This window comes from Acidovorax sp. WCS2018Noco2-16 (genome assembly GCF_031843945.1).
Taxonomy (GTDB): domain Bacteria; phylum Pseudomonadota; class Gammaproteobacteria; order Burkholderiales; family Burkholderiaceae_C; genus Paracidovorax.
The window spans coordinates 650,080-662,562 of the sequence record NZ_JAVTJJ010000001.1; the positions used below are offsets into that span (position 1 = coordinate 650,080).

The 12,483-nt window shown below is 58.9% G+C and carries 12 protein-coding genes and 1 tRNA gene; 5 read left to right on the plus strand and 8 right to left on the minus strand.

Annotation, left to right across the window (positions count from 1 at the left end):
* Positions 1–28 precede the first annotated feature (28 nt).
* Both RQI28_RS02930 and RQI28_RS02935 read left to right on the plus strand, forming a co-directional pair.
* Positions 29–496, plus strand: coding sequence for an SRPBCC family protein (locus RQI28_RS02930; protein WP_311221082.1), 468 nt, complete (start codon positions 29–31; stop codon positions 494–496).
* 124 nt (positions 497–620) lie between these two features.
* The gene (locus RQI28_RS02935; RefSeq protein WP_311221083.1) at positions 621–1,181 is read left to right on the plus strand and encodes a cytochrome b/b6 domain-containing protein; all 561 of its coding nucleotides are present in this window, start codon (positions 621–623) and stop codon (positions 1,179–1,181) included.
* Between the two features lie 158 nt (positions 1,182–1,339).
* On the opposite strand, the gene RQI28_RS02940 is transcribed toward RQI28_RS02935, so the two are convergent.
* From RQI28_RS02940 to icd, 3 genes are all read right to left on the minus strand, one after another.
* The gene (locus RQI28_RS02940) at positions 1,340–2,623 is read right to left on the minus strand and encodes a phospholipase D-like domain-containing protein (RefSeq protein WP_311221084.1); all 1,284 of its coding nucleotides are present in this window, start codon (positions 2,621–2,623) and stop codon (positions 1,340–1,342) included.
* Between the two features lie 175 nt (positions 2,624–2,798).
* A complete protein-coding gene (locus tag RQI28_RS02945; RefSeq protein WP_311221085.1) occupies positions 2,799–5,036 on the minus strand; it encodes an NADP-dependent isocitrate dehydrogenase in 2,238 nt (745 codons plus the stop codon).
* A gap of 123 nt (positions 5,037–5,159) precedes the next feature.
* Positions 5,160–6,419 (minus strand): NADP-dependent isocitrate dehydrogenase, encoded by a 1,260-nt coding sequence (icd, locus tag RQI28_RS02950; protein ID WP_311221557.1) that lies wholly within the window; start codon positions 6,417–6,419, stop codon positions 5,160–5,162.
* Positions 6,420–6,734: 315 nt separating this feature from the next.
* Here icd and RQI28_RS02955 point away from each other — a divergent pair, with 315 nt between their 5' ends.
* From RQI28_RS02955 to RQI28_RS02965, 3 genes are all read left to right on the plus strand, one after another.
* A complete protein-coding gene (locus RQI28_RS02955) occupies positions 6,735–6,866 on the plus strand; it encodes a hypothetical protein (protein WP_311221086.1) in 132 nt (43 codons plus the stop codon).
* A gap of 125 nt (positions 6,867–6,991) precedes the next feature.
* Positions 6,992–7,483, plus strand: coding sequence for a DUF192 domain-containing protein (locus RQI28_RS02960; RefSeq protein ID WP_404976837.1), 492 nt, complete (start codon positions 6,992–6,994; stop codon positions 7,481–7,483).
* A 312-nt stretch (positions 7,484–7,795) separates the two neighbouring features.
* Positions 7,796–8,770, plus strand: a complete 975-nt coding sequence (locus RQI28_RS02965) for a tripartite tricarboxylate transporter substrate-binding protein (RefSeq protein ID WP_311221087.1) — start codon at positions 7,796–7,798, stop codon at positions 8,768–8,770.
* An 83-nt stretch (positions 8,771–8,853) separates the two neighbouring features.
* On the opposite strand, the gene RQI28_RS02970 is transcribed toward RQI28_RS02965, so the two are convergent.
* The 5 genes from RQI28_RS02970 to tolB all read right to left on the minus strand — a co-directional run bounded on the left by RQI28_RS02970 (position 8,854) and on the right by tolB (position 12,478).
* A tRNA-Lys gene (locus tag RQI28_RS02970) sits at positions 8,854–8,929 on the minus strand.
* Positions 8,930–8,939: 10 nt separating this feature from the next.
* Positions 8,940–9,791: a ThiF family adenylyltransferase gene (locus tag RQI28_RS02975; protein ID WP_404976836.1), complete on the minus strand. Its 852-nt coding sequence runs from the start codon at positions 9,789–9,791 to the stop codon at positions 8,940–8,942.
* Positions 9,788–10,549 (minus strand): tol-pal system protein YbgF, encoded by a 762-nt coding sequence (gene ybgF, locus RQI28_RS02980; protein WP_311221088.1) that lies wholly within the window; start codon positions 10,547–10,549, stop codon positions 9,788–9,790. Before ybgF ends, RQI28_RS02975 begins: the two co-directional genes overlap by 4 nt.
* A gap of 14 nt (positions 10,550–10,563) precedes the next feature.
* On the minus strand, positions 10,564–11,109 hold the full coding sequence (gene pal / locus RQI28_RS02985) for a peptidoglycan-associated lipoprotein Pal (RefSeq protein WP_311221089.1): 546 nt from the start codon (positions 11,107–11,109) through the stop codon (positions 10,564–10,566).
* A 46-nt stretch (positions 11,110–11,155) separates the two neighbouring features.
* The gene (tolB, locus tag RQI28_RS02990) at positions 11,156–12,478 is read right to left on the minus strand and encodes a Tol-Pal system beta propeller repeat protein TolB (protein ID WP_311221090.1); all 1,323 of its coding nucleotides are present in this window, start codon (positions 12,476–12,478) and stop codon (positions 11,156–11,158) included.
* Positions 12,479–12,483 lie beyond the last annotated feature (5 nt).

Here is a 12,483-nt window from a genome sequence, read left to right on the forward strand (position 1 = left end):
GCCCGAAAGGGCTTCACAGGAGAAAACCATGTCCCTATCAACACCCGAGGCTACCGGGACGGTCACCCTGCATCGCGTGCTGCGTGCCCCACCAGACCGGGTCTACCGCGCCTTTCTTGATCCTGATGCCATGGCCAAGTGGTTGCCGCCCCACGGCTTCAGCGGCAAGGTGCTGGAAATGGACGCCCGCGTGGGTGGCCGCTACCGGATGCAGTTCACCAATTTCAGCAACGGGCAAATCCATGCCTTCGGTGGCGAATATCTGGAACTCGTTCCCGGCGAGCGCATCGTGAACACCGATCGATTCGACGCACCCGGCTTGCCGGGCGAAATGCGCACCACGGTCACGCTCAAAGCCGTGTCGCTGGGTACTGAACTGACGGCCGTTCAGGAAGGCATTCCGCCCATGATCCCCGTCGAAGCGTGCTATCTGGGTTGGCAGGAGTCGCTGCAACTGCTTGCACTGCTGGTGGAGCCAGAAATTCCAGCCGGTTGACTGTGTGGTGAAGGCGCGCTGCCTTCACCGCGGAACTTGCCTGGCCTCAGATTTGCTGGTCGCTGTGATCCGAGCGCGTGCACAGCCTCGTATCTCGCCACTTCCATCCAACACCCCGCCCATCATGCAGACATCGCCACGCCCCACCGCCAGCACATGGCCGCATCCCGACAACGCCATGCGTTACGGCTCCATCAGCCGCATGCTGCACTGGGCGATGGTTATTAGTTTCGCGGTGGTTTTTTTCGCCGCGCTGGCGCATTACTTTGTCGAAGACTCTTCACTGGACGCTGTACTGTGGCCGCTGCACAAGCCGTTCGGCGCCCTCCTCATGCTGCTGGGCTTGGTGCGCGTTCTGTGGGCCATCGCACACCGCCGGCAGACACCGCCACCCATCAGCGGCGCAGCGCGTTGGGGCCATGGGCTGTTGTACGCGCTGATGCTGTCGGTGCCAGCAATCGCACTGCTGCGCCAATACGGCTCCGGCCGCGCGTTCGCGCCGTTTGGCATTCCCCTGATGCAAGACCGGCCTGGCGAGAAGATCGACTGGATGACACAACTGGGCGGGCTGCTGCATGGTGAGCTGGGCTGGGTGCTGCTGGCCGCCGTGTGCGGGCACATTGCCCTCGCGCTGTGGCACCGCCGCTCGCCCAGCGAGAACGTGCTGCCTCGGATGTGGGGATGAATCAAACCATTGACTTGCTATTATTTATATAGCAAATACCGCTTATCCATCAAGCGCTACAGGCACTTTTCATTTAAAAACATTGGATTTCGCTGCATCGCTGCACCGCCTGGCGTCAGCGGCAACTCAGTTCAGATGCGGCGATTAGCTGCAGCCATCTACAACTGCGAGCGCAGCAGCGCCGTCATTTTCTCAGCCAGCCGTTCCTTCAGCGGACGGTTGAGCCAATCCTCATGGGTGACTCGGCGTGAGTTGCGAACATCGCCATCGAAAACGACGGTCTGCCGCTGGGCGAAGGCTTCGTCGTACACGTTCAGGTTGGCCTCATCGTTCAGCCGGAAAGAACGATTGTCGAAGTTGGTGGAGCCGACAGACACCATGCGTCCATCCACGATCATCACCTTGCAGTGGTACATCGTGGGGATGTACTCGTAGATCTCCGTGCCGGCCTGCAGCAGCGGCCCCCAGGTAGCGCGTGAAGCGGCCTTCACAGTTTCAGTATCCGTGTGCTCGCCTGGGGTGACGATGCGCAGCTTCACGCCGCGCTCAAGAGCATCCATCAGCAGTTTCAAAGTCAGCTCATCCGGCACGAAATAGGCGGCCGACAGGTCGATGCTGCGGTCGGCCGCAGTGATGGCCATGTGGTACATCAACTGCATGCTTTCGCTGCCGCTGGAGGGCGAGCTGGAGAACATCTGTGCACGGTGCTGGCCAACCGGTGCCAACGCTGGAAAGTACGCGTCGCCATGCAGTACCTTGCCTGTCACCTTCAGCCAGTTGTCCAAAAACGTGGCCTGCATGTGTGCCACGGCCGGGCCACGCACCTGGTAATGCGTATCGCGCCAGTGTTCAGGGTTTTGCGCATGGCCCGTCCATTCCGGGGCAATGCCGACCCCGCCGGTGAAACCCACCATGCCATCGGTGATCAACAATTTGCGGTGGGTGCGATTGTTCAGGCGGGCCAGGTTGTACCAATGCGGCTCATGGAATTTCTCGATCTCCACGCCAGACCGTTTCATCTCATCCAGGTAGCTCTCTTCCATCTTCGCGCTACCCACCCAGTCCAGCAGTACGTGCACCTTCACCCCAGCGCGTGCACGCTCGCTGAGGGCATCAGCAAACTGCTTGCCGATGTCGCCTGACCAATAGATGTAGGTTTCGAAGGTGACGGTACGCTGCGCCGCGCGAATCGCAGCCAGCATGGCCGGAAAGATATGGTCGCCGTTCTGCAAGTCGACCACCTCGTTGCCGTCCAGCACGCCCGGCCCCAGCAAGTTGCCCATCGCGCGATCGAACTGCGGGCTGGCGGTGCCGTACAGGCGCGGCAGTTGCTGTTGAACCTTTTTTTCACCGGCGGTGAAGTTCAACGCCAGCAAGACCAAAGCCACAGTCAAAACGAAAGTCAGGAGTACGACGCCTATCGTGCGGCTGGTTTTTTTCATGGTCGAGATTCTGTGCGGCCCGCCACGCTCAGGATGTAGGTGGAACACGGCAACAGACGCTGAGCCACCGATTTGCACCAAGCAGTGCAGATTTGCTTAAGCCTAAACAACAAAAAACCCGCCGAGGCGGGTTGTTTGTCAGTGGCAGTTTTTTAGAACCACCGCATGGTGCGCGTCAGGCTGCCGCTTTGGAAAGCAGGTCGTTCAGCGTCTTGCTGGGGCGCATCACGGCCTCGAGCTTGGCGGCGTCGGGCTGGTAGTAACCGCCGATGTCCACAGGCTTGCCTTGCACGTCAGCCAGTTCTTTGACGATGGCCTGTTCGTTCTCCGCCAAGGCCTTGGCCAAGGGCGTGAAACGCTCGTGCAGCGCCTTGTCTTCCGTTTGCGCAGCCAACTCCTGCGCCCAATACAAAGCCAGGTAGAACTGGCTGCCACGGTTGTCCAGCTGACCCGTCTTGGGCGATGGGTTCTTGTTGTTGTCCAGCAGCTTGCCAGTGGCCAAGTCCAACGTCTTGGCCAGAATCTTGGCCTGGGCGTTGTTTTCCTTGAGGCCCAGATCTTCCAGACTGACTGCCAGCGCCAGGAATTCGCCCAGCGAGTCCCAGCGCAAGTGGTTTTCTTCCACCAGTTGCTGCACGTGCTTGGGAGCGGAGCCGCCGGCGCCGGTTTCATACATGCCGCCACCCGCCATCAACGGCACGATGGACAGCATCTTGGCGCTGGTGCCCAGTTCCATGATGGGAAACAGGTCGGTCAGGTAGTCGCGCAGGATATTGCCGGTCACCGAGATAGTGTCGAGGCCACGGATCACGCGCTCCAGCGTGTAACGCATGGCGCGCACCTGGCTCATGATCTGGATGTCCAGGCCGTTGGTGTCATGGTCCTTGAGGTACTTCTTGACCTTCTTGATCACTTCGTTTTCGTGCGGACGATACGGATCCAGCCAGAACACGGCAGGCATGCCGGAGTTGCGGGCACGAGTAACGGCCAGCTTCACCCAGTCCTGGATTGGGGCGTCCTTGACCTGGCACATGCGCCAGATGTCACCGGCTTCAACGGTCTGACTCAGCAGCACTTCGCCTGAGGCCAAGTCAACGATGTTGGCCACGCCACCTTCAGAGACTTCAAAAGTCTTGTCGTGCGAACCATATTCCTCGGCCTGTTGCGCCATCAGGCCCACGTTGGGCACCGTGCCCATGGTCTTGGGGTCGAACGCACCGTGCCACTTACAGAAATTGATGATTTCTTGATAGATGCGGGCAAAGGTCGATTCAGGCATCACCGCCTTCACGTCCTTCAGGCGGCCATCGGCGCCCCACATCTTGCCGCTGTTGCGGATCATGGCAGGCATGGACGCATCCACGATCACGTCGTTGGGCGAATGGAAGTTGGTGATGCCCTTGGCGGAATCCACCATGGCCAGCTCGGGCCGATGTTCGTGGCAGGCGTGCAGGTCACGCTTGATTTCGTCCTGCTTGGCGCTAGGAAGCGTGGCGATCTTGTCGTACAGATTCACCATGCCGTTGTTGACGTTCACACCCAGTTCTTCGAACAGCTTGGCGTGCTTTTCGAACGCTTCCTTGTAGAAGATGCGCACGCAGTGGCCGAAAACGATGGGGTGCGACACCTTCATCATGGTGGCCTTCACGTGCAGCGAGAACATCACGCCGGTCTTGTGAGCGTCTTCGATTTCCTTCTCGTAGAACTCCAGCAGGGCCTTCTTGCTCATGAACATGCTGTCGATGATTTCGCCGTCCTTCAGCGACACCTTCGGCTTGAGCACGATGGTCTTTCCGCTGTCCGTCGTCAGCTCCATCTTGACGTCACGCGCCTTGTCCAGCGTGATGGACTTTTCACCATGATAGAAGTCGCCATGGTGCATGTGCGACACGTGCGAGCGTGATGCCTGGCTCCACTCGCCCATGGAATGCGGGTTCTTGCGGGCGTATTCCTTTACGGCGTTCGGGGCACGGCGGTCAGAGTTGCCTTCGCGCAGAACAGGGTTCACAGCGCTGCCAATACAGCGGGCATAGCGCGCGCGAATCGACTTTTCTTCGTCGGTCTTCGGATCTTCCGGAAAGTCGGGAATGGCGTAGCCCTTGCCCTGCAGTTCCTTGATACACGCCATCAGCTGCGACACCGATGCGCTGATGTTAGGCAGCTTGATGATGTTGGCGTCCGGCTGCAGCGTCTTCTTGCCCAGCTCGGCCAAGGTGTTGGGCGCTTTCTGCTCGTCCTTGAGATATTCCGGAAACTCACCCAGTACGCGGGCCGCCACCGAGATGTCGCTTTCGACCACATCAATGCCCGCAGGCGCTGTGAAGGCCCGCACGATCGGAAGGAACGACGCCGTCGCCAAGCGTGGCGCTTCGTCCGTCAGGGTATAGATGATGGTCGGCTTTTCGGTACTCATGGAATCTCCTCAATAGGGCCTGCAGCCCTGGATGCACTGGAAAAGAAAAGGGATTGCGCCGGACAAAGGCGCGGCAAAACGATGGGGGAACGCGCGGTCAAGCCTGCCACGCCCCTGCCTGGGTCACATGTTCTCGATCATCACCTTGCCAAAACCGGAACAGCTCACTTGCGTGGCGCCTTCCATGAGCCGGGCGAAGTCATAAGTCACGCGCTTGCTCTGGACCGACTTCTTCATGGCGCTGATGATCAGGTCGGCAGCTTCACTCCAACCAAGGTGGCGCAGCATCATTTCAGCCGAAAGGATTTCGGAGCCCGGGTTCACGTAGTCCTTGCCGGCGTACTTGGGCGAGGTGCCGTGCGTAGCTTCGAACATCGCGACCGAATCGGACATGTTGGCGCCCGGCGCGATGCCGATCCCGCCCACCTGTGCCGCGAGCGCATCGCTCAAATAATCGCCGTTCAGATTGAGCGTGGCAATCACGCTGTACTCGGCGGGTCGCAACAGAATCTGCTGCAAGAAGGCATCGGCAATGCTGTCCTTGACGGTGATTTCCTTGCCCGTCTTCGGATTCTTCAACTTCATCCAAGGCCCGCCATCGATCAACTCGGCACCGAACTCCTTTTGCGCCAGCGCATAGCTCCAGTCACGGAAGCTGCCTTCTGTGAACTTCATGATGTTGCCCTTGTGCACGATGGTCACGCTGGGTTTGTCATGGTCGATGGCGTACTGGATGGCCTTGCGCACCAGACGCTCGGTACCCTCGCGCGACACCGGCTTCACGCCAATGCCCGAGGTCTCCGGAAAGCGGATCTTCTGAATGCCAAACTCTTCACGAAGGAAAGCAATGAGCCGCCGCGCCTTGTCCGAGCCGGCTTCGAATTCGATGCCTGCGTAGATGTCTTCAGAGTTTTCCCGGAAAATCACCATATTGGTTTTGTGCGGCTCTTTCAAAGGCGATGGAACGCCTTCGAAATACTGAATGGGCCGCAGGCACACATACAGATCCAGTTGCTGGCGCAACGCCACGTTCAACGAACGGATGCCACCGCCCACCGGCGTTGTCAGCGGCCCTTTGATGGACACCACGTAATCACGGACGGCATGCAGCGTTTCTTCGGGCAACCACACGTCCGGGCCATACACCTTGGTTGATTTCTCGCCCGCATAGATTTCCATCCAGCGAATCTTGCGTTGACCGCCGTAGGCTTTTTCCACAGCAGCGTCGACCACCTTCAGCATCACAGGCGTAATGTCGATCCCGGTGCCGTCACCTTCAATGAACGGAATGATGGGCTGATCCGGCACGTTCAATGACATATCGGCATTGACTGTGATCTTCTGGCCCTCGGCAGGCACCTGAATGTGCTGGTAGCTGGTCATGTAGGGGATATCTCCGGTGGAATCGCTCAGGGCGTGTGTCTGCGCACTAACGAGCTGTCTGTAACCCGTCAATTCTAGCGACAAAGGGATTGCGCACTTTGTCAACGCGCAGGCGTGAAAATCCGTTAAAAAAGCGCCTCCCGGGCTTCTCCGCGAGCATCCCTCCTCAAGGAACTGGCATATATGAAAAAACTCCTCGCTGTCCTGATTTCCGCTGGCCTGTACACCGCAGGTGCTTTCGCACAAGCCCCCGCTCCGGCGCCGGTCACTCCAGCTCCAGCACTTGCTGCACCACAGGCACCTGCGGCATCGGCCGTGGATGCACGCACTCCAAAGGCCAAGGCCGCGCAATCTGCCAAGGCACACAACCACCACGCCAAGGCCGTCAAGGCACCTGCCAAGAAGGTCGCCCAGAAAAAGACCAAAAAGCACAAGGTTGCAGCCTGATCCATTGAAGGCAACTGCACACCGCACTTGCATGATCAGCCCGCCTTGTGCGGGCTTTTCTTCGCCTGCTAAGCTGGCACGCAAACGCTTGTCACCCCGCCACGCTTTTCTTTGCAGCACTCGCCATGACGCCTCGCTCGCCCTCACCCCTTCATCGGTCCATAGGCTCTGCAACATTTGTCGTTGCACTGCTCACCGGCCACATGGTTACCAGCCACGCGCAGCCTGCAGCACCGCAAACCGATCTGCAAAGAGTGGATATCACCGCAGGAATGCACCGCATCAACGCACAGGTTGCCGTCACACCAGAACAGCGGCAAATCGGTTTGATGCACCGCCCGGAGATGCCCGCGCAGGAAGGAATGCTTTTCGTTTTCGAGCAGCCGGCCACGCAGTGCTTTTGGATGAAGAACACGCTGCTGCCGTTGACAGCGGCCTTCGTGGCCGATGACGGAACCATCGTCAATCTGGCAGACATGAAACCGCAGACTCTGGATTCTCATTGCTCCAACAAACCGGTGCGTTACGTTCTGGAAATGAATCTGGGCTGGTTCGATAGAAAGGGCATCAAGCCGGGCTTCAAGTTGTCGGGATCCCTCTTTTCAAAACACCAGTGAACAACACGCCTCATGATGGCGAAGGAAGCATCGCTGCATCAGCGGTTTGTTGCACCGCTTCTTGAGTATGCGCAGTGTCGATGGGTCGATCCGGTTTGGACGACGATCACACAAACTCCCCGTTAGTCAATAAATGCCTTGCTTGCCAACTAGGGGCAACGCGTATGGCGCGCTTAAGGCTTTCCGTCACGATCCTACGGCTTGTGAGATATGCGCTTACAGGCTCACGCTGTTATTTGTCAATAAACCGCAAAGCCGTAAATGTCACTACCTGTTCATCGCCGCCAAGTTCTGTCTGCTACCGCCGCACTCATGGGTGCGTCGCTTCTTCCTGCTGCGGCTCAAAATACTGAATGGCCGACCAAACCTTTACGGCTGATCGTTCCTTTTCCTGCTGGAGGAACCAGCGATATGCTGGGGCGCACCGCTGCCGCTGAGTTGTCCAAATCCCTGGGGCAGCCTGTCACGGTCGACAATATTCCTGGGGCAGGCGGCGCCACTGGTTGCTCGGTCGCTGCGAAAGCGCCAGCAGACGGATACACCTTGGTGCTCTCGGGCATTGGCAGCAACGCGATAGCCCATGCCCTGACACCGCCCCCAGCGTATGAGGAAGAGCGTGACTTCATACACATTTCGCAAATCAATGCGGGGGCAAATGTACTGATCGTCCCAGCCAGTGCTCCCATCAAAACTCTGGGAGAGATGATCGATTTTTCCAAGAAGAACCCCGGCAAGCTTTCTTATGCCCAAGTGAATGCCTCATCAGGGCATTTGGCAATGGAGTTGCTGCGCCAAACCCTCACTACATGTGTTGGTGGAACCGCCACTGCCAATTGCAGCGCGCCGTCTATTACCGGCATGCCATTTGCCGGAGGCGGACCGGCACTATCGGCCGTATTGGACAATAAAGTCTCGATGATGTTCACCAACCTCGATGCGGCACTGCCTCACCTGCGCAGTGGCAAGCTTCGGGCCCTTGCAATCACGAGCCTGTTCCGCAGTCCGCTGCTGCCTGATGTACCGAGCGTGTCCGAGTCAGGGTATCCGGGTTTTATGGCCGTGTCGTGGGCGGGAGTGTCCGTGCCAGCTGGAACGCCGGCCAATATCGTGACACGCCTTGAAAAAGACATGATGCGGATTTTCAAGAACACACCCGCAGGGCAGCAACTGGAAGCCGTCGGATTCATGGTGATGGCGTCGCGGTCTGCTGACTACAAGGCCTTCATTCTTAGCGAAGCCCGCCGCTGGGGGCGCGTAGTTAGGGCTGCCGGCATTAAAAACAGCTGAGAGCGCGTTGATGAGTGCAGTTAAGTCCGACAGCGCAAATAAAAAATGCGCTACGACTTTCAAGCCGCAGCGCATTCAAATATTGGTGGGACGTGCGGGGGTCGAACCCACGACAAACGGATTAAAAGTCCGCTGCTCTACCAACTGAGCTAACGTCCCGTGCCGCAACTTACGCTGCAGCAAAGCCTTGAATTATAGCTTGCTTTTTTACCGTCGCTGGCTTTGCCAAACCATCAAGCACCCAACCCGCAGCGCACTGTCCGAACGTTGCTGTCACCGAGACCACAGACCCATACCCGTGGCAATTGAGACTGCCGTCTCCTTCGGTGATCTCGCATGTTGGATGTGGCGGCGCCACGGCTTCTCTGCTGAACACGCAAGTCACGCCAATCTTCTTTCCCTCTCGCTTGGCTCCATGCTCTTTGCGCAAGCGATAACGCAACTGCGCCAGCAATGGATCATGCGTGGTTTTGGAAAGGTCATCGATATCGACCTGATGCGCCAGCCGCTTGCCGCCAGCAGCGCCCACGGAAATGAACAAGATAGAAGGCTGGTTCATCGCCCAAGCCGCCATGACAAGCTTGGCCTTGACGTCGTCACACGCATCAATAACGGCATCGCAGCGATCAGGCATTAAGGCTGGCCAATTTGATGCGGCAACGAAATCGTCAATGCAATCGACCGTACACGACGGGTGAATGAGCGCAATGCGCTCTTTCATGGCCTCAATCTTGGCCTGCCCTACCGTAGACGACAAAGCATGGATTTGGCGATTGATGTTGGACTCAGCAATGTGATCCATGTCCACCAATGTCAGCCGGGCAACTCCACTTCTAGCCAGTGCCTCAGCTGCCCACGAGCCGACGCCACCGATACCTACGACCACAACGTGTGCAGAGCGAATACGGGATGCTCCATCGACACCGTACAGTCGCGCCAAGCCTCCGAAACGCCGTTCTGCGTCCACGGCAGCCTCCTGGCTCAAGTCAAGCGGTGCTGCCGCGGCTTCCAATGCGATCACTTCAGACGAGCCAGCCGCTCCTTGGCAGCGGTGGCAGCTTCGGATTGCGGATAGACCCGGATCAGATCTTCCAGCGTCTTTCGCGCTGCACGGGTGTCTTTCAACTCCACTTGGCAGTTGGCGATGGACAAAGCAGCTTCTGGCGCGCGAGCGTGGTCGGGCGCCGCCGCAAGCAGTGCCTTGAAGTTATTGACGGCTTCCTTGTAGTCACGCGTAGCGTATTGCGCATTGCCGAGCCAAAACCGTGCGGATGGCGCATAACCACCCGAAGGGTACTGGCGCAGAAAGTTTGTGAAGAGAGGCACCGCTTCTGGAAACTGACCTGCACGAAACACCGCCAACGCCGCTTCAAAGTCGCGCTTTTCAGCCGGATCGGCTTGAAATTCACGACCATCCACGGTGACCTTGGCGGGCTCGAATTGCCTGAGCCGCTCGTCCATGCCTTGCGCCAATTCTTTCTGGCGGCGCTGAAGTTCAGCCACGTCGCGCAGCAGCTGTTCGTTCTGCCCACGCAGATTGGCTTGTTCGGAGCGCAGCGTTTCGATCTGCGTTTGCAGCTCAAGCAAGCTGCGGCGCATCTGCGAGGTCTCGTCGCCGGTCCGCTGTCCGCCTTGCTGCAGCACGTCCACGCGCTGGCGCAACTCAAGGATGGCGCGGCGTGCCTCGTCGTCCTCGAACAGTGCAGCATGGCTGGCAGGCGTGGCCGTGCCAAACACCGCAGCCGCCAGCGCAGCCACCGCGAGATACTTGGTGTTCATGCGCTGCCAAGCCATTAGCGGTAAGACAACTCAGCGCGGCGGTTTTGCGCGTGCACGTCTTCGCTGTTGCCTTGCGCTGCCGGCTTTTCCTTGCCGAAGCTCACGGCTTCCATCTGGCTTTCCGGCACGCCCAGCAGACCCAGCGAGCGGCGCACAGCCTCAGCACGCTTTTGTCCCAGGGCCAGGTTGTATTCACGGCCACCGCGCTCATCGGTATGACCTTCAATCATGACCTTGCGATTGGGCGAGGCCTTGATGAAACGGGCGTGAGCGTCGATCAGCGACTGGAACTCGCCCTTGATAGAGTAGCTGTCGTAGTCGAAATAAACAATGCGAGCGACGCCCACGGGGCCGGCGCCATCCCGAGCGGAAGCATCCAGATTCACAGGAGCCACGCCGCTTTGGCCAGTGTTGCCGGAATTGGCGCCGCTGCCAGTCGTGGACGTTGCGCCACGGTCTTCAACGGGTGCGTCTTCCAGCTTGACGCCGGAGCTGCAACCAGCCATCAAGGCAGTGATGGCAAGGGCGAGGGACACACGTTTGAGCTTGGAATTCATCATTCAATTTCTCCTGTCGAGCTGATGCTTAAATAAAACCAACAAAAAATTATTGCTTCTGGAACGGGCCCCAATCGGGCTCGCGAATGTCGCCGCTCTTGCCCGCCAGGCGAGCCTTGATACGGCCGTCCAGAGTCGTCGTCATGAGTGCTTCGCGACCCTGCTGCTGGGTCGCATAAACGATCAGCTTGCTGTTAGGAGCAAAACTGGGGTTTTCATCTGTCGTGGTATCGGTCACGGCATTTGCAGTGCCCGATTTCAAATCCATGACGTGCAATTTGAAGGCGCCACCCACTCTGGAGATGTAGGCCAACCACTGGCCGTCTCCGCTGATACTCGGAGAAATGTTGTAAGAGCCAGAGAAAGTCACACGCTCTGCACTGCCGCCGGACGCGGGCACACGATAGATCTGCGGCGCGCCCCCACGGTCACTCACGAAGTAGATGCTGCGGCCGTCACTGGAGAATGCCGGTTCTGTGTCGATTCCGCTGCTTTGCATCAGCCGACGGGGTTCGCCGCCGGTAGCGTCGATGACATACAACTGGGATCCGCCATCACGGCTGAGCGTGACAGCCAGCGTGCGTCCATCGGGCGACCAGGCAGGAGCGCTGTTGGAGCCCCTGAAGTTCGCGATCAGGCGGCGGCGTCCGCTAGACACGTCATGCACGTACACCACGGGCTTGCGCGACTCGAAAGAGACGTATGCCAACTGTCCGCCGGACGGCGACCAGGCGGGCGAGATGATGGGCTCGGGGCTCGACAGCGCCGATTGCGCGTTCTCTCCGTCGGCATCGGCCACCCACAGGCTATAGCGTGACCCCACTTTGGTGACGTACGCAATGCGTGTCGAAAACACGCCGCGTTCGCCAGTGAGTTTTTCGTATATGAAGTCGGCGATACGGTGAGCCACAAGACGCAGATCGCCCTCTGTGATGACGAAGCTCTGGCCGCCGAGATCCTGGCCCTTGACCACATCCCAAAGGCGGAACCGTACGTCATAGCGCCCGTCGGCCAGCCGCGTGACGCTGCCGGAGGCAAGCGAATCGGCCTTCTTCTGACGCCACTGCGCCATGTCGGGGCGGGAAGACTCGTCGAGAGCGGGATCCGAAGCGTCAACGCCCACAAACTGGCCACTGCGTTCCAGATCAGCCTGAACGATGGCCGCAATTTTCTGGGGGGCCTGGGCCTCGCCTCGGAAGGGAGCGATGGCGATGGGCAACTGCGTGAGGCCAACGCCCTTGATTTCGACGCGGAACTGCGCCAGGGCAGGCACCGCTGAAGAAGCGGCCATGGCGGCCACTACATGGCGCCGGGAGAGTTGCGGCAAAGCCGCCAAGGGAGAAAGGGAATGAGGTGTTCGTTCAGTAGTCATTGGTC